17 protein-coding genes are annotated in these 17,322 nt (G+C 51.5%); 7 read left to right on the plus strand and 10 right to left on the minus strand.

The genetic code is table 11. The features are described 5' to 3' along the window. A partial coding sequence (locus tag PKX57_RS08185) for an EamA family transporter (RefSeq protein WP_472416740.1) occupies nucleotides 1-340 on the minus strand: 340 nt, incomplete at its 3' end. A gap of 158 nt (nucleotides 341-498) precedes the next feature. Here PKX57_RS08185 and PKX57_RS08190 point away from each other — a divergent pair. After that, on the plus strand, nucleotides 499-1,344 hold the full coding sequence (locus PKX57_RS08190) for a pirin family protein (RefSeq protein ID WP_213921000.1): 846 nt from the start codon (nucleotides 499-501) through the stop codon (nucleotides 1,342-1,344). Between the two features lie 27 nt (nucleotides 1,345-1,371). Here the strand turns inward: PKX57_RS08190 and PKX57_RS08195 are convergent, their stop codons facing one another. The 5 genes from PKX57_RS08195 to PKX57_RS08215 are packed head-to-tail and all read right to left on the minus strand — an operon-like array spanning nucleotide 1,372 to nucleotide 6,568. Continuing rightward, the gene (locus PKX57_RS08195; RefSeq protein WP_213921001.1) at nucleotides 1,372-2,334 is read right to left on the minus strand and encodes an oligopeptide/dipeptide ABC transporter ATP-binding protein; all 963 of its coding nucleotides are present in this window, start codon (nucleotides 2,332-2,334) and stop codon (nucleotides 1,372-1,374) included. Then, on the minus strand, nucleotides 2,331-3,281 hold the full coding sequence (locus PKX57_RS08200; protein ID WP_472416742.1) for an ABC transporter ATP-binding protein: 951 nt from the start codon (nucleotides 3,279-3,281) through the stop codon (nucleotides 2,331-2,333). Before PKX57_RS08200 ends, PKX57_RS08195 begins: the two co-directional genes overlap by 4 nt. 44 nt (nucleotides 3,282-3,325) lie before the next feature. Next, nucleotides 3,326-4,132 carry an ABC transporter permease subunit gene (locus PKX57_RS08205; RefSeq protein WP_214075283.1) on the minus strand — a complete coding sequence of 269 codons (807 nt, stop codon included), beginning with the start codon at nucleotides 4,130-4,132 and terminating at the stop codon, nucleotides 3,326-3,328. A gap of 10 nt (nucleotides 4,133-4,142) precedes the next feature. Next, nucleotides 4,143-5,084: an ABC transporter permease gene (locus PKX57_RS08210; protein ID WP_472412981.1), complete on the minus strand. Its 942-nt coding sequence runs from the start codon at nucleotides 5,082-5,084 to the stop codon at nucleotides 4,143-4,145. Between the two features lie 14 nt (nucleotides 5,085-5,098). Beyond that, complete coding sequence (locus PKX57_RS08215; protein ID WP_472416744.1) at nucleotides 5,099-6,568, minus strand: ABC transporter substrate-binding protein; 1,470 nt, start codon at nucleotides 6,566-6,568, stop codon at nucleotides 5,099-5,101. 364 nt (nucleotides 6,569-6,932) lie between these two features. Between PKX57_RS08215 and PKX57_RS08220 the strand changes: the two genes are divergently transcribed. Then, nucleotides 6,933-7,376, plus strand: a complete 444-nt coding sequence (locus PKX57_RS08220) for an OsmC family protein (protein WP_213921006.1) — start codon at nucleotides 6,933-6,935, stop codon at nucleotides 7,374-7,376. A gap of 56 nt (nucleotides 7,377-7,432) precedes the next feature. Here PKX57_RS08220 and PKX57_RS08225 read toward each other — a convergent pair whose 3' ends face one another. Further along, nucleotides 7,433-9,034, minus strand: a complete 1,602-nt coding sequence (locus PKX57_RS08225; protein ID WP_470745573.1) for a S8 family serine peptidase — start codon at nucleotides 9,032-9,034, stop codon at nucleotides 7,433-7,435. Between the two features lie 201 nt (nucleotides 9,035-9,235). Continuing rightward, entirely contained in the window at nucleotides 9,236-10,039 is an 804-nt protein-coding gene (locus PKX57_RS08230) for a mechanosensitive ion channel domain-containing protein (RefSeq protein WP_213921008.1), read from the minus strand. Between the two features lie 346 nt (nucleotides 10,040-10,385). Here PKX57_RS08230 and dnaK point away from each other — a divergent pair, with 346 nt between their 5' ends. The 4 genes from dnaK (at nucleotide 10,386) to PKX57_RS08250 (ending at nucleotide 16,165) form a co-directional block, all read left to right on the plus strand. After that, the gene (dnaK, locus tag PKX57_RS08235) at nucleotides 10,386-12,221 is read left to right on the plus strand and encodes a molecular chaperone DnaK (protein WP_472416746.1); all 1,836 of its coding nucleotides are present in this window, start codon (nucleotides 10,386-10,388) and stop codon (nucleotides 12,219-12,221) included. Between the two features lie 28 nt (nucleotides 12,222-12,249). Continuing rightward, nucleotides 12,250-12,696, plus strand: a complete 447-nt coding sequence (locus PKX57_RS08240) for an Hsp20/alpha crystallin family protein (RefSeq protein ID WP_472416748.1) — start codon at nucleotides 12,250-12,252, stop codon at nucleotides 12,694-12,696. 55 nt (nucleotides 12,697-12,751) lie between these two features. Then, complete coding sequence (locus PKX57_RS08245; protein ID WP_472416750.1) at nucleotides 12,752-15,130, plus strand: ATP-dependent Clp protease ATP-binding subunit; 2,379 nt, start codon at nucleotides 12,752-12,754, stop codon at nucleotides 15,128-15,130. 81 nt (nucleotides 15,131-15,211) lie between these two features. Next, a complete protein-coding gene (locus tag PKX57_RS08250) occupies nucleotides 15,212-16,165 on the plus strand; it encodes an NAD(P)-dependent oxidoreductase (RefSeq protein ID WP_214047307.1) in 954 nt (317 codons plus the stop codon). 14 nt (nucleotides 16,166-16,179) lie between these two features. Here the strand turns inward: PKX57_RS08250 and PKX57_RS08255 are convergent, their stop codons facing one another. Beyond that, nucleotides 16,180-16,614 (minus strand): hypothetical protein, encoded by a 435-nt coding sequence (locus PKX57_RS08255; RefSeq protein ID WP_472416752.1) that lies wholly within the window; start codon nucleotides 16,612-16,614, stop codon nucleotides 16,180-16,182. 72 nt (nucleotides 16,615-16,686) lie between these two features. Between PKX57_RS08255 and PKX57_RS08260 the strand changes: the two genes are divergently transcribed. Next, nucleotides 16,687-16,812: a desulfoferrodoxin FeS4 iron-binding domain-containing protein gene (locus PKX57_RS08260; protein ID WP_472416754.1), complete on the plus strand. Its 126-nt coding sequence runs from the start codon at nucleotides 16,687-16,689 to the stop codon at nucleotides 16,810-16,812. A gap of 111 nt (nucleotides 16,813-16,923) precedes the next feature. On the opposite strand, the gene PKX57_RS08265 is transcribed toward PKX57_RS08260, so the two are convergent. Continuing rightward, a partial coding sequence (locus PKX57_RS08265) for a hypothetical protein (protein WP_472416756.1) occupies nucleotides 16,924-17,322 on the minus strand: 399 nt, incomplete at its 5' end.

A 17,322-nucleotide genomic window follows, 5' to 3' on the forward strand; every position in this document is an offset into this window, starting at 1 on the left:
TGATTATCGAGGACTTCATGCCGGTGGTGTAACTGAGACCGTTGTAAAAGAAGAAATACAACAGGAAGGTCTGCATCGTACCCAGAGCTATGAAGTGGAGGTAATCCCCGGCCGTGAACTTCTGTCTTTCCTTTCTGCCGAAGGGAATCGAAAGAAGCAGTACCATCAGCCCGGCGCCCAAAAAACGCAGACCGGCGAAAACCAGCTTCGCCGAAATATCGTCGGAAGCGATGGCCATCTCTTCGTAACCGATCTTGAGAACCGGGAAGGCGCTTCCCCAGAGTATCGAACATATTATAGCCGTCACGGCTGCCGCGACTTTACCCCTTAGAATCTCCATGAACCGAGTTTACACCTTCACCATTAAATAGTTGATGCGGAAAGCTGACGATACAGCTCCGTATAACCGTCGTGGTAGGTTGGGGGACGGCCGCTTCGTTTGTTAGATACCCACCGATGGTATCATTGTAATAGGATTTATGAGAGGAGAAGATTCCTATGAAGCAATTGCGCACCGTGCGAAAGATAGTTACAGGCAAGGACGCGGTCGATGGAGCCGGGGTGAAACTGGTAAGGGTGATCGGTTATAGAGATACCGCAGAGTTCGACCCTTTTCTTATGCTGGACGCCTTCGACTCCACAAACCCGGACGATTACACGAAAGGCTTTCCCTGGCATCCACACCGTGGTATCGAGACGATAACATACCTCATAAGCGGGGATATAGAGCACGGAGACAGCCTTGGAAACAGCGGCAGCATTCTCGACGGCGATTGCCAGTGGATGACGGCCGGATCGGGGATAATCCATCAGGAGATGCCCAAGGCGAGCGAGAGGCTCTTCGGTGTTCAGCTATGGCTAAATCTGCCCGCCAGAGACAAGATGGTAGATCCTCAGTACGGCGACATAAAAAGCGAGGACATTACTGTCGTAGATGAAGACGGGAGCAGAGTACGCATCATCGCGGGTCGTTACAGAGACTCGAATGGCGCATTTGAAGGAAGGTATGTGAAAGCTACCTATCTGGATGTCGAGGTCGCGGCCGGAAGAGACTGGTCTTTCGAAAGCCAGAGAGACTCGACTCTGTTCATCTATATTCTTCAGGGCGAGGGACTCTTCGATCCGACAGGAATGGAATCCATAACCAGCAAACGGGCCGTTTTGTTCGACGAAGGCGACGGATTCTGGGTCAAGGCCGGCGATGAAGGGATCAGGTTTTTGCTGCTTTCTGGCAAACCACTTAAAGAACCTATCGCATGGGGAGGTCCCATCGTGATGAACACCCGTCAGGAGCTCGATCAGGCTTTCAGAGAACTCAACGAAAACACGTTTATCAAGAAGTGAACCGTCCGTCCGGGGAGGCGCTCCATTTCACGGGTAGAGATGACAGCCAACCGAATGCCCCTTCGATACCTCGACGCTCCTTGGTCTGGTGTGAGTGCATATCTCCATTCTTTTGAAGCACCTGGGATGGAAGGGACAGCCCTGTGGAGGGTTGGTCGGATCGGGTGCGTCCCCCTGAAGGATTATCCGCTGGCTCGCGGCATTCTCTCCCGGTATCGCCGAGAGTAGCGACTGCGTGTATGGATGACAGGGATTGACGTACAGCTCCGTCGCTTCAGCCATTTCAACGATCTCTCCGAGGTACATCACGGCTATCCTGTCGCAGAAGAAATGTACTACGCCGAGATCGTGGGATATGAAGAGGTAGGTCAGCGAAAGCCTCTTTTGAAGGTTTTTCATCAGGTTGAGTATCTGGGCCTGTATGGAGACGTCCAGCGCCGAAACGGGTTCATCCGCTATGATGAATTCCGGCTCGAGAATCAAAGCGCCCAGTATGCCGATCCTCTGCTTCTGCCCGCCCGACAGTTCATGTGGGTAACGATCCAGGAAACTCTCGTCCAGATCCACCAGCTCCAGGCTTTCCCGGATTGTCCTTTCGATCTCCAGGCGGTTTCTCACACCCTGTGCGCGTAAAGGCTCACTCAGGATCCACTTCACAGTTTTCCTGGGGTTGAGAGAGCCGGCGGTATCCTGAAAGATTATCTGGATCTTCCTCCTGAGATCTTTCAATCTCTCGCCCTTGATAGTTGTTATATCCTTGCCCTCGAAAAATATCTTCCCATCTGTCGGCTCGAGCAGCTTTATTATCGTGTGGCCGGCCGTTGTCTTTCCGCAGCCCGATTCCCCGACCAGTCCGAAGGACTCTCCCCTCGCTATGGCGAAGGAGACACCGTTGAGAGCCCTGACTCTGCCCGGGCTCTCCAGCAGCTTCGTCCTTCGCAGCGGGTAGTGTTTCACGAGGTCTCTGACTTCGAGAATTATGCCGCTCATCGCAGCTCACCGGCCAGGAAGCATCTCGACTCGTGTTGCTCTCCGAGAACTTCGAATTGCGGCAACTCCCTTTTACACCTTTCGAAGGCGTATTCACACCTGGGCTCGAAGGGACAGCCGGGAAGCGTATCGGTTATCGACGGCACTTTTCCGGGGATGTCGTAAAGTTCCTTGCCTTTGGAATCGGTTTTCGGAATTGCCTTCATAAGACCTATCGTGTAGGGATGACGCGGTTCACAGAAGAGCTTTTCGGTCGGGGCGATCTCCACAAGATGCCCGGCGTACATCACGCAGATCGATGTGCATATCTCTCTTATTATGCCGAAGTTGTGGGAAATGAAGATTATGGAGGAGCCCTTCTCTCTGTTTATATCCTTCAGCAGCTGGAGTATCTGTGCCTGGATAGTGACGTCGAGCGCCGTCGTCGGCTCGTCTGCGATTATCAGGGCCGGCCTGCAGGCTACGGCTATGGCGATGGCTATCCTCTGGCGCATTCCGCCGGACAGTTCGTGGGGGTATTTGTGGTATAGTCTCTCCGGGTCGGGCAGCCCCACGTCTCTCATGATATCTACAACACTTTGAAACCTATCATCGCCCTTCAGTTCGGTGTGCATCTTCAGGTTCTCGTCGATCTGTCTACCGACTTTCCACAAGGGATTTAGCGAGGTAAGCGGTTCCTGGAAGATCATGGAAATCTCGCTGCCGCGCAGTTTTCTTATCTCTTCCTCGTGCATCGCGACTATATTCCTGCCGGAGAAGTCGATCGTACCCGAAAGCCGGGCGTTTCCCGGAAGGAGTCTCATGATGGCCAGGGCAGTCACGCTTTTTCCGCAACCCGATTCCCCTACCAGACCTACGATAGAGTTTCTCCCGACATCGAAGGAGATCCCCCTGACCGCCGGGAAGTCTCCCTTAGCCGTGGTGAAGGAGATATTCAGATCCCTCACCTGAAGGAGAGCCCTATCTGAGATTATTCGCTCCACGTTTACACCTACTGCTGCCTGTCCTGGAGATCGGCGATACCGTCGCCCAGGAAATTGAAACCAAGAACTATCAGTGTTATGAAGATCCCCGGCGCTATGGTGTACCATGGACTGAGAGCTATGAAGGACTGCGACTCGTTGAGCATCCTGCCCCAGCTAGGATCGGGCGGCTGAATCCCAAGACCCAGGTAACTCAGGGCCGCCTCTGAGAGCACGGCGCTGGAAAAGCCCATCGAGGCCGCTACAATTATAGGAGACAGCACGTTCGGAAATATGTGGCTGAACATTATCCTTAAGTTCGAGACGCCCTTGACCCGTGCGTTTTTAACGTATTCGAACTCTTTGTGCTGAATGAATCCACTCCTGGTTATCCTGGCGAAAGAGGGAATCGACATGATACCTATCGCTATGATCGTGTTTCTTATACCGACCCCGAAGATTGAGACGAACATCAGGGCGAAGAGAATTCCCGGAAAGGCCATCATCGCGTCCATCAGTCTCATTATGAATTCATCCAGTATTCCGCCAAAATAACCGGCAATGGCTCCTATGATAACCCCGAATATACCTCCCACCGATACCGCGATCAGACCCACTAAGAAGGCCGTTTGTGAACCTTTCATGATCCTGCTGAGAACATCTCTCCCGAAGTTGTCGGTTCCCAGTGGGTGTTTGGCGGAGGGAGGGGCAAACCTTTCGTTACGGTTCATCTCGGTTACCGGATACGGCGTGTAGAAAAGACTCACCAGCATCATTGCGAGCAACGAAGCGATTATGGATATTCCTATGTAAAGACTCACTCTCTTTCTCTTCATCGCTCCTCCGCTACCTGAGCTTGATTCTGGGGTCGATCAGTGTATAAACGATATCTATCAGAAAATTCGTCACGACTATCACCAGCGAAATGTACAGTACCATCCCCTGGACCAACGGGAGGTCGCGCACCGATATAGCGTTGATCAGGAGTCTCCCGACCCCGGGCAAAGTGAAGACCTGTTCTATCACTATGCTGCCGCCGAGAATGTTTGCCGTGATCATTCCGAGAACGGTGATAACCGGAATCAGCGCGTTCTTCAAAACGTGTCTGAAAAGCACGGCGTTCATCTTCAGACCTTTGGAGAAGGCGAGTCTGACATAGTCGTTTTTCATCTGCTCCATCACGGTGTTCCTGGTGTATCTTATCACGGCTGCAATCGAAGGAAGGGCGATCGCCACGGCCGGAAGCAGAAGCGATTTGAAAGCCTCCACGGGATCGACGCTCCAGGGTGTGTAACCTCCCGGCGAGACCCACCTGAGAGTGAGGCCGAAAATATACATCAGGATTATGCCTGTCCAGAAGGAAGGCACGGCCATACCTATCTGCGAGATGACGGAGATCAAAATACCGGGCAGTCTGTCGCCGTATCTGGCGCTCAAGATTCCCAGAGGCACGCCGATAATCACAATCAAAGCCATGGAGATCAACGCCAGCGAGAGTGTCACCGGCAATCTATCTAGTATCAATTCCGAGACGGGCCTCGAGTATCTTATCGATTGACCCAGATCGCCCGTGAAGAGGCCTGTAATCCACCCAAAAAACCTTTTAGAAAGCGGCTCGTCCAGTCCCAGCTCCTCGGAAAGCGCTCTGATCTTGGCTTCATCGGCATCGACCCCCAGCCTTGCCAGTACGGGGTCTCCCGGGATGATCTCGAAAGTGACGAACGTTATCATCGAGACCAGGAAAACCGTCGCAAGCATCGCAAAGAGCTTTCTGAGGTATATATACACGGGTTTCTCCGGTTCTACTTGTAGTATAGTGTGGACATATCCTGCACGTAAAGAGGATAGACGTTGTACCCGAAAAGGTTCGGCGCTAGTGCCACAATGAAGTTCGGGTCCATTATATATACGGCGACGGCTTCCTCTGTGAGCAGCACCTGCGCCTGCTTGAAGAGCGCGGCCTTTTTGTCTATATCTGTCTGCTTTATGGCTGAGTTGACCAGCTCATCGTACCGGGGGTTGAAGTAGTTGTAGAAGTTCCTCGGATAGTCGCTCAGGTACCTCTTCAAGATATCGTACGCGCTGAGCTTCCCGGTGAGCCCCACTATTGTCATTTCATAATCTCTTCCCGTGTAAACCCTGTCCAGCCATATGCTCCACTCTATTAACTCGATTTCGGCCGTGATTCCTACCTTTTTCAGTTGCTCGACGATTACCTGAGCCGTATCGACATGGAACTGGTAGTTGGAGGGGACAGTTATCTTCGTCTTGAATCCTTCCGGGTAGCCGGCCTGAGCGAGAAGCGATTTGGCCGCGACGACATCGGTTTTGTAGTAATCTTCTAGCCCTTCCTGGTAGTATCTCTCCATTATCGGCGACATGTTGGAACCTAGCGCCGTACCGTAACCGTTGGCGACTATCTCTATGATCTCTTCCTTGTCTATGGCCAGGTTTATAGCCTTTCTCACCTTCAGATCATCAAAGGGCTCTCTTGCGAGGTTCATGGCCATAAGCTGCACCATGTTTTGTTCGGCACTTATTAGGTTGTATTTGCCCATCAGAATATCGGCCTGTATCGCATCCAGCCTGGGAAGCATCTGGACCTCCCCGGCCATGAAGCTCATGAGCGCGGCCTGGTTGTCCGGTATTATCCTGAATTCGACCTCGTCCACCAGCGGAAGATCGGGATTCCAGTACTCGTCGAACTTTGCGATTACCACCCGCTGGCCCGGCTGGTAAGTGACGAATTTGAACGGGCCTGTCCCTATGGGATTCCTTTCGTGATCAGGGTTGTCTGCCGGAATTATCGCGATTATGAACTTTTCGAGGAAGTCTGTGTTCAGAGTGTTCAGAGTGATCTCCACGGTTATATCGTCGGTGGCTTCGATTTCGGATACGAACTTCTCGAAATCCGAAGAAAGTCCCCTGACTTCGCCGCTCCCCTTCAACCTGTTAAAGGAGTAGAGAACGTCGGTCATAGTCACCTCTCTGCCGTTATGAAACTTGACTCCCTCCCTGAGCTTGAAAGTGTATGTGAGACCGTCGGGAGAGATGGAATAGCTCTCGGCGATCGCCGGAACCACGTTCCCCTTCGAATCGGGTTTCAGGAGACCTTCGAACACGTTGAACATCATCTCGTATGTTCCCGAGGCCGCCGCCCTGTGCGGATCGAGAAAGTCCGGGTCCTGCATGACGGCAACGACTATTTTCTCTACCGAAAGCGCGCTAAAGGCGGCCAAAAAGAAAATCAAAATTGAAAGAATTCTTCTCATATACTTTCCTCCTTCTGGAGTTGGTTTATCGTGTATCTCCCTTTCGTACAGATGCTACCTATATATTACCGGGTGTTCTTTTCCCCAGTTATAAATACCTGTGTTTCTCTCAACAACCTTCGTTCTTACAGACATTATCATAAACCTGGCAGATTGACCACAGAAATTCCCACTGTCTTCGGACACGTTATTTAGTATCGCTTCGCTCATAAGAAGTCGGGAATCCTCTTAAGAAATGTTGTTGGTTGTGCGTGGTGCGTTGTGGGTAAGGGTATAGAAACGATAATTTATGTCGGCTTAACATTCGGCACGCTGAAAGAATGTATAATAAATGTGAAAGAAATCACAACAGGAGGTATAAAATATGCCGGATGCCAATTTTAGAGTAAGAGCGATGTCGGAAAGTCCCGCGAGGGTTTCGGTGAAAGCCAGAAGCTTCAACATGATAGTGGACGAACCGCCAAACCTGGGCGGGGAGGACCGGGGAGCCAACCCGGTAGAGTACGTACTGGCCGCCCTGGCCGGCTGTCTCAACGTGGTGGGTCACATGGTGGCCGGAGAGATGGGCTTTTCTATAAAGAAACTCGAGATAGATGTCTCCGGTCCGCTGAACGCGGCCAGGCTTATGGGAAAATCCCAGGACGACAGGGCCGGCTTCAAAGATATAACGGCCACTATGAAGGTCGATAGCGACGCCGACGAAGAAACTCTGGAGAGATGGGTAAAAGTGGTCGAGGATCGCTGTCCTGTATCGGACAACCTTTCGAACGAGACTCCCCTCAGCGTTGTGTTTTCGACTATAGGCTGAGCGCCATTTATACGGGCAATCACAAAGAAAGAGACTCCCGATCGGGAGTCTCTTTTTTACATTACAGGTGAGAAGTTGACCGGTCCTGCCAGCTCCTTTTCTCCGCTGGAATTGTAAAAGAGCAGGGCGGCATTCTCGAAGGCCGGTTCCCATCCGCTATAGCCCGCGTAGCCAACCAGATCGCCCTTGTCTATGACTCCATTCGCGTTGACATCACGCCAGACCCTCAACTTGATGTTCTGGTCTTTCAAGCCGCCGATCTTGAAAGAGCCGTCCGGCCTGACATCGCTCTGGGCCAGCACCGAGCCTCCGATGCTCAACACCTGCACCACGAAAGGTCTCTTCTCCTCGATGAAGGACAGGGCATTTGCGGCCTGAATCAATCCATAACCGTAATACTCGTCCCATCCTGGATCGCCCAGATCCAGCGCTGTCTTCCTGATTATCTTCCTGATTATCTCTTCGCCGTTCGAATCCCTTCCTATGTATCCCTCTCCCATCAGGAGCGCGACCAGGCCGGTCACGTGCGGACAGGCCATGGAAGTTCCGGAAAGATAGGTGTAACCATTTCCTCCCGCGGAAGTGTAGCCCGTACTGATAATCGTACCGGTCTGACCTCCGACTTTAGAATCCCCGCCCGGGGCGGCGAAATCTATGGAGTCTCCGTAGTTCGAGTAACTGGCCCTTTCCATGGTCGGCCCGACCGCGCTAACCGAGATGACTTCATCGTAAGAGGCCGGATAGTACGGATAGGAAGTGTTGTAGTTACCGGCTGCCGCTATCATCATCACTTCGTTGGCGTAAGCGTACTCCACCGCCAGCCTCACGGCCTCGGTGTCCGGTCCGGCCAGGCTCATGTTGATCACCTTCGCCCCGTGATCCACGGCGTAGATTATCCCCTCGGCGATGATTGTATCGGTTGTATTTCCACCGTTGTCGAAGACTTTTATGGGCATCACGGTCGGATACCTTCCCCAGGTCATTCCGGACACGCCGGTGCCGTTGTTTGTAACGGCCGTGATCGTTCCGGTTACGTGTGTACCGTGGGATTGTCGACCGGGGTTCGGGTTGTCGGTCGGATCGTCATCGTCGTCGATCAGATCGTACCCGGGAAGAAACACTCCCTGCAGGTCGGGATGGTCCGGTCTGGTACCGGAGTCGATAATGGCCACGACCACCGTCGGAGAACCTTTAGCGATAGTCCACGCCTCCTCCATCTGTACCATGGGATAACCCCACTGATCTGTGTAGAGAGGATCATCCGGCACGGTAGTCACCGATTGCAAAGTGTACAACATGTTTCTCTGCACGGACCTGACGCCTTCGATTGCGGCAAGGGCTTGCGGATCGGATGTCCTGACGGTCGAGATGACCACCGAACCATCGCGCGAGGAGAATTCGCCCAGAACCTCCGCCCCCGGCAGTATCGTCGAATCGTAACCGCTGTCGAAGATCACTGCGTATTCGTCGGTGAAGCCTCTTTCGATATCTTCGGCCGTCAGCTCCGGAACATAACCCTTTCTCTGAACCGTGAACCCTTCCTCACCTGAATATGGCCTGATAACCCCGCTGAGGGAATAATGAATATCCACTTTGGGACAGCCTGTCAGAAAAATGATCATCAGTGAAACAACCGGAAGAAAAGCGTATCTTCGCATCATGAACCTCCATCGATATCATAATGAAGATTTTATCATCTCAGCTACGTGAGTTTCCGTTGAAACCGGAGAGCGGTTAAGTGTTGTATGAAAAAGCTCGCTGTTCAGGGGCGGAACAGTTGGTAGTAGTGATAAAGCTCCTGTAACCCAGCCTTTCCGTCATTCGGTGTTATCTGAAGCCGTTTGGCTCAACGCCTTGAACTAATCCCTCTTGATATGTAGATCGATCTGACTGAAGGGAATCTCTATGCCGTTTTCGTCGAACTTCGTCTTTATTATCTTCGCCAGATCCGTGCTGGAATTGACGAAATTGCTCCTTTCAACCCAAAAACGGACCACGAAATCTATCGACGAGCTGCCGTATCCTGTGAACTGGATCACCGGCTTATGGCTTTCGTCTTTGTAGAGCTTCTCATACGAATTGACCGATTCCTCGAGTACCTTCATGACCTTGTTCAAATCGCTGGAATAAGAAACACCGACGTTAAGATCGTTCCGCCTTATATTCTCCGGCCAGAAGTGGACTATCGTTGCCGTCCAGACCGATCGGCTGGGCATGGTTATCATCTTTCCGTCCCACGTTTTCAGAAGTACATGATTCAACTTGATCTCGACGATCGAGCCTGACTGGCCGGAGATCTCCACGGCCTCTCCTTCTATTATGAGTTTATTGAGCATAATGAGAATCCCGCAGATGAAGTTTTCCAGAGGCTCCTTGATCGCCAGACCTATTATGATGCTCGAAACTCCGAGCCCGGTCAAAACCGGGGTAAGGTTCTTGAAAAGCACGGATACGATTATGAAAATGGCCAGTGCGAAGAAAGCGATGTTGAACAATGTCTTCAGAGTCCTCTGGTACTGGACGTTCACTATACCCGTTTTCTTGGACAGTTTCATGAACCCGTTGTAGAAGATCTTAGATAACCACCGGGCTATTATGAAGATGAGTAAGCTTACCCCTATCCTGACAGCCCAGTCGATGATTATTGATACCGTATCGTTCAAAATGACTCACTCCTTCCTGATTGAGAAACTATACTCTATTCTTACATATTTCGACCGGGATAAAAGCCTGGAATAGATGGTGGTAGCACGGGCTGACTCTTGCGAATCAATCTCTATCCCTATTTTGCGGTGAAAAACGAGGATATCAAAAGTCGGATCTTCTTCTTGTCAGTCTATAGCTAAGAACGCTATACATTATGATTATGATATTATTTATCACTATATATCTCTTTTATCATAGGCATTTTGATAGTATATAATTTATAACTATTCTTGTTGACAGTGCACAAACTCTTACCTATAATATAAATGTAGAAGCGTTGAGCTGCGCAAGGAGGGGAACAAGATGGCAAATAAAGAATACACAGTAGGAATCGATCTAGGCACGACCAATTCGGTCATAGCATGGGTAAAGCAGGATGGCGGCGTTGAGGTGATACCCAACGCCGAAGGAAACAGGACCACACCTTCGATAGTCTCCTTCAGCAAGACTGGAGAGATAGTCGTCGGAGAGCCGGCGAAGAGACAGGCTATATTGAACGCCGATAGAACGGTCAGATCGATCAAAAGGAAAATGGGTTCGGATTACACGATAAAGATAGATGAGAAAGACTACACTCCGCAAGAGATCAGCGCGTACATACTCAAAAAAATGAAGGCCGACGCCGAAGCTTATCTCGGCGGAAAAGTTACGAAGGCCGTTATCACTTGTCCGGCATACTTCAACGACGCGCAGAGACAGGCCACCAAGGAAGGCGGTATAATCGCCGGAATGGAAGTTCTGAGAATAATCAACGAACCGACGGCCGCGGCGGTTGCCTACGGCATCGATAAGAAGCAGGGAGACAGAAAGATCATCGTTTACGACCTGGGAGGCGGAACCTTCGATGTGTCGCTGCTAGACATAGGAGACGGAGTAGTTGAAGTTCTTTCGACCTCGGGAAACAACCACCTCGGAGGAGACGATTTCGACCAGTTGCTCATCGATTACATCGCCGAGGACTTCAGGAAGAAAAACAACGTCGATCTCAGAAAAGACAAGCAGGCCTTCCAGAGGCTGAAGGATGCCGCAGAAAGGGCCAAGATCGAGCTCTCGGCGAAGTACGAAACGGAGATCTCTCTACCCTTCATAACCGCGACGGCCGACGGACCGCTCCACCTGGAGATGAAGATCACCAGATCGACCTTCGAATCTTTGATCAAAGACCTGGTCGAGGGAACCAGAGAACAGATAGAGAGGGCCATGAGCGATGCCAAAGTCTCTCCAAAAGAAGTGGACGAGATACTCCTGGTCGGTGGCTCCACTAGAATTCCCATGGTCCAGAGTTTCATCAAGTCGATATTCGGCAAAGAACCCAACAAGAACATCAACCCGGACGAAGCCGTTGCGGTCGGGGCGGCTCTCCAGAGCGGTATCCTCGCCGGAAGTGTGGAAAGCGATCTCGTTCTGGTGGATGTAACCCCCCTCACTCTGGGAGTTGAAGTAATGGGTGGCCTGCTGGAACCGATCATCGAGAGGAACTCTACGGTGCCGGTCAAAAGGTCCAAGGTCTTCACGACAGCGGCAGACGGACAGACAGAAGTGGAAGTTGCCGTTTACCAGGGCGAAAGATCTATGGCCAGAGACAATGTGGCGCTGGGAAGTTTCAAGCTCACCGGTATAGCGCCGGCCCCGAGGGGAATCCCCCAGATAGAGGTAACGTTCGATATAGACAGCGACGGAATAGTTCACGTATCGGCAAAGGATCTTGGAACCAACAGAGAACAGTCGATGGTGGTTAGCGGAAGACAGAAGATGTCCGAAGAAGATATAAAGAGAATCGTCGAAGACGCCAGGAAATACGAAGAACAGGACAAGAAGAAGAAACAGGAAATCGAACTGAAGAACCAGGCCGACCAACTCGCCTACAGCATAGAAAAGCTCCTTAAGGATAGCGGCGACAAGATCTCTTCCGAGGACAGGGGAAAGCTGGAAGGACTTGTGAAAGATCTGAGAGACGCGATAAACCAGGACAATATACAGAGAGTGAAATTGCTCTTCGATCAGCTCCAGAAGGAGAGCATGAGGGTCGGGCAGAGCGTTTACCAGAAGACTCAGGTAAAGACCGACCAGGGTCCCGAAAATGGCGGCGAAGTTAATGACGGCGGCGCCGAGTACATACCGCCGGAAGACAATCAGTGAAAATAATATAAAAACGGAGGTGTTCAAAATGTTGGCTATCAGAAGAAGTGATGTTTTCAGACCGTTCGAAGAGATCCAGAAGGAAATGGACAGACTTTTCAACGAAGCCTTCAGAGGGTTTAACAACCAGCCCAGAGAGACCTCTATGATCAGTCCGGAAGTCGATATCTACGAAAAGGACAACTCGGTTTTCATCGAAATGGATGTACCCGGGATAAAGAAGGACGAACTGGAGATAAAAGTAGAGGAAGATATACTCTCGATAAGGGGCGATAAAAAGCTCGAAAGAGAGGACAAGGGAAGGGACTACCACCGCTACGAGCGCTGCTGCGGGTCCTTCCAGAGGATCTTCAGACTACCCGAGTATGTTAGCTCGGAAGAGATAAAAGCCAGGTACGAAGACGGTGTTCTGAAGATCGAGCTTCCAAAGAAAGAGGAAGTCAAGAAAGAAGCCGTTCAGGTCAAGATCGACTGAAGAGGCTGAAGGATGGTGGGGGCGCTCGAAGGCGCCCCTTTTTTGGAGGTGTAGAATGATAAACTACGACGAATACACCGAAAAGGCAAAAAAGATACTGATGGATGTACAGGATATACTCACGCGTTACAGACAGAATCAGCTGGCCTCCGAACACATACTCCTGTCGATGCTCGAAGATGACGACAATATAGCCGTGGATATTCTCAAGGAGAAAAACGGTAATACAGAGGCTTTGAGAAGGGACGTCGAAGAGGTAATTGGCCGCTACGGCAGCTCCGGTCAATCGACCAGCCAGATCTTCATAACTCCCGAGGCCCGACACATACTGGAAAACGCCAGGAGCGAGTCGAGAAGGATGCAGGATTCCAAGGTCGGAACGGAACACATACTCCTGGCTATGGTAAGGGAGACTTCGGCGGTCGCCAGCAGACTCCTTCAGAAGTACGGCATCAATATAGACAATATCTACTCTCTCATTTTGAAAAGGAGAAACGTGGCCGAATCGGAAGAGAGCGAAAACGTGAACTCCCTGAAGAAATACACTATAGACCTGACACAACTGGCCAGAGAAGGCAAACTGATGCCCGTGATCGGCAGGGAGGACGAGGTTCGCAGGGTTATTCAGATCATAGGCAGGAAAACTAAGAACAACCCGGCCCTGGTCGGTGAGCCGGGTGTGGGGAAGACGGCGATCGTGGAGGGTCTTTCCCAGAGAATAGTGAGCGGAGACGTTCCGCATTACCTGAAAGACAAGAGAGTCCTCGCCCTCGATATGGGAAGACTGGTAGCCGGAACGAAGTTCCGTGGAGAGTTCGAAGAGAGGATGAAGGATATAATCGACTCGGTGAAGAAGCTCTCCGGCGACGTGATCCTCTTCATAGACGAAATCCACAGCGTAGTCGGCGCCGGCTCGGCCGAAGGCTCGATGGACGCGGCTAACCTCATGAAACCGGCCCTGGCGAGGGGCGAACTCCAGTGCGTGGGTGCCACCACTCTCGACGAATACAGGAAATACATAGAGAAAGACAGAGCGCTCGAGAGAAGATTCCAGCCGGTGCTGGTCGATGAGCCGACCACAGAAGAGGCTTACGAAATAATGAAAGGCCTGAAAGAGACCTACGAGAAACACCACGAGATAAAGATAACCGATGAAGCGCTGAAGACGGCCGTCGACCTGAGCGTGAAATATATCCCCGACAGATACCTCCCCGACAAGGCCATCGACCTCATAGACGAGGCCGCGTCCTTCGTCAGGCTTAAGGCCGGCTATATGCCGGACGACCTGAGGTCCATGGACAGGGAACTGAAGGAACTGGACGCACAGATCACCGCGCTGGCCGAGAAAGGCGATTACAAAGCGGCCGCCGAATCGAAAACCAGAGCCGAGCAGCTCAAGAAAGAGTATCTGGCCGAAAAAACCAGATGGGAAACGAGCGAATCTATCAGCAGTATGGTCACACCGGATATAGTGGCCTCTATAGTAGAGCAGTGGACGGGAATACCGGCCGGAAAGATGCTCCAGTCGGAACGCGACAGGCTGAAGAACCTGGAATCGCTGATACACGAGAGATTCATGGATCAAAACGAAGCCGTCGATGTGGTAGCCCAGACGATACGCCGCGCAAGGGCCGGCTTGAAAGATCCCGATAAACCATGGGGCTCCTTTCTCTTCATGGGACCGACCGGGGTGGGAAAGACCGAGCTGGCCAAAACGCTGGCCTTCCTTCTCTTCGGAAGCGAGGAGGCTATGGTGAGGCTGGATATGTCGGAATACATGGAGAAACACACAGTATCCAGACTGATTGGCGCCCCTCCGGGCTATGTGGGTTATGACGAGGGCGGACAGTTGACCGAGGCCGTCAGAAGAAGACCTTACTCGGTGGTCCTGCTGGACGAGATCGAAAAGGCCCATCCCGACGTTCACAACGTGCTTCTGCAAACCATGGACGATGGAAGGTTGACCGACGGCAAGGGGAAGACAGTCTCCTTCGCCAACACGATCATAATAATGACCAGCAACATCGCTTCGGAAGAGCTGGCGGATATACAGGAGAATCCCGGGGCCAGGGAAATAGCCGGTGAAAAACTTCGCAGAACGTTCAGACCGGAGTTCCTTAACAGACTGGATGCCATCGTTCTCTTCGAACCGCTCGACCCTTCGGCGATGAAGGGAATAGTCAGGTTACAGCTCTCGGAGATAGAAGAGCGATTAAGAGAGCAGAACATATGTATAGACGTTACCGACGGGGCCGTCGAGTACCTGGCTGAGAATGGATACGATAAACTGTACGGTGCGAGGCCGGTGAGACGTCTTATAGAAAGAACCATAGAAGGACCCGTGGCCGATATGATAATAGACGGTAAACTCCAGGAAGGAGCCACTGTGTCGGTCGATACTGATGAGCTTGGAATAAAGCTGGATATTTTGTAACCTTTCAAGACCGGAGAGGTCTCTCTCTCCGGTCTTTTTCTTCAAATACAAGATGATATCATTATCACAGGAGGTGCCTGAATGGACAAAATATTCTACACTTACAGAATCCCCGATGAAGGTATGCTTCTTCTCAAGAACTACGAAATCTCCGGAAACAACGAGGACCGTTTTCTAAGCAAAGAGGAGATAATCAAAGGGGCCCGCGACGCCTCTGCGCTCATTTCGCTGCTCTCGGACAGGATAGATTCCGAAGTTATTTCGTCGCTGCCGAAACTGAAAGTGATAGCCAACTACGCGGTTGGGTACAACAACATAGACATAGAAGAGGCCAGAAAGAGAGGAATAAGAGTGACCAACACTCCGGGCGCCCTGACCGATGCGACCGCCGATCTCACCATGGCTCTGCTGCTGGCAACCAGCAGGAGGATAGTCGAGGGCGACAGATTAGTGAGAGAGCGCAAATTCGAAGGCTGGAAGCCCGGCCTGCTCAAGGGCCCCGCCCTCAAGGGAAAGATCCTGGGAATAATTGGGATGGGCAGGATAGGAAAGACCGTGGCGAGCAGAGCGCATGCCTTCGGCATGAACATCGTCTATCACAACAGAAAGCCTCTCCTGCAATCGGAGGAGGAAGAACTCTGCGTTAAACACGTTAGTCTGGAAGAGTTACTCAAGAGCTCCGACTTCATCTCTTTACATGTACCGCTCATGGGTGAGACATACCATCTGCTCAACGAAAAGAGACTCTCTCTCATCAAGCCGGAGTCGATAATCATCAACACCTCTCGCGGAGCCGTTATAGATGAAAAGGCACTGATCAAGGCTCTCAAGGACGGAAAATTAGCCGGCGCCGGGCTCGACGTCTATGAGGAGGAGCCGTTCGTGCCGCAGGAGCTGATCGATCTTCCAAACGTGGTTCTCCTGCCTCACCTCGGATCGGCCACCAACGAGGCCAGAAGGGAAATGGCCATAATGGTCGGACGAAACGTAGCGGCCGTTCTCGAAGGCAAAGAGCCACCCAATCTCGTTATTTGAGACGCTTTTCCCGGTTACCTTGTCACGAAGTACCAGATGGGTCCGGAATAACGTTTGCCGTTTCTATCCACCGCCACTATCTGCCAGTAATAGGTCATATTCGGAGACAGCCTGTCTATCATGACCCTGTTCGATGCCGTACTGGTGTAAAGTTGAGGGGTGGGGGTGGTTCCCAGATAAACGTTATAGCTCACGATCTCTATGTACGGCGCGGATTTGATTCCTATACTACCGCCGGAGTTCCTGCTCGAGAACCAGATGTCTATGTTGTTGAGAACCAGTGAGCTGCCACGGACAGTAACGTCCCAGCCGAGCATTACACTCCCTCCATAAACATAGGCTCCGTCCTGGAGATAGCTGGAAAAAGTGGCTTCACTATAAGGTGTCAGCGATGCGGCCAGCGCCACCACAAAGATCGTAAGGAGCACGGTGAAAAAAACTCGTTCCATTCTTACACCTCCATTTATCGTTTTGACTGATAGAAGCAACGTATGGTTTTACTACCGAAAGGAGTTGAGAAGGTGAAAGTTAAAAAAGTTGGAGAGGTTTATCGCTGCGAGATCTGCGGAAACGTCGTGGAAGTGAAGGAAGTCGGCGGCGGCGAGCTGGTCTGCTGCGGAGAGCCGATGAAACTGGTCAATGGATGAAGAAAAGCCCCGGAGTCCGGGGCTTTTTTGTTGAACAGATATGTCGATGCAACGGCTAGAAGTCGGCCGAGAACGGCCGCAATTTTCATTTGTACGGTCCCCCGATTGCGACTATAGGGAGTTGCTTTGAGTTATGTACCATTTATTGCCGATCTTCACGACGGTCCAGTTGTAGTTGTTTTCGACGAACGTGCCGTCCATATAACCGATTCTCGCAAAAAAAGTCACGTCGGCCTCATTCAAACCGGTTTTGAAAGAGATATTCTTATCTGAAAGGAATTCGAAGTAACTCACATCCTTAATGAGAAATACCAGGCCGTACAGACTCCCTATCTGGTTTCTGGTGTAACTGGTTCCGCCTACAAACGCCGGCTCGGTGTAGAGAGCTCCCAGCCCGACAGCGCTCTCCTGTTCCCAGTACTTCTCGAAATCGTTGATCAGATTGCTGACGCCGACCACCGGCGTGATGATGAAACAACCGCTCAGCATAAAAACCACCAGCAGACCGGC

Source organism: Mesotoga sp. (genome assembly GCF_035363035.1).
Taxonomy (GTDB): Bacteria; Thermotogota; Thermotogae; order Petrotogales; family Kosmotogaceae; genus Mesotoga.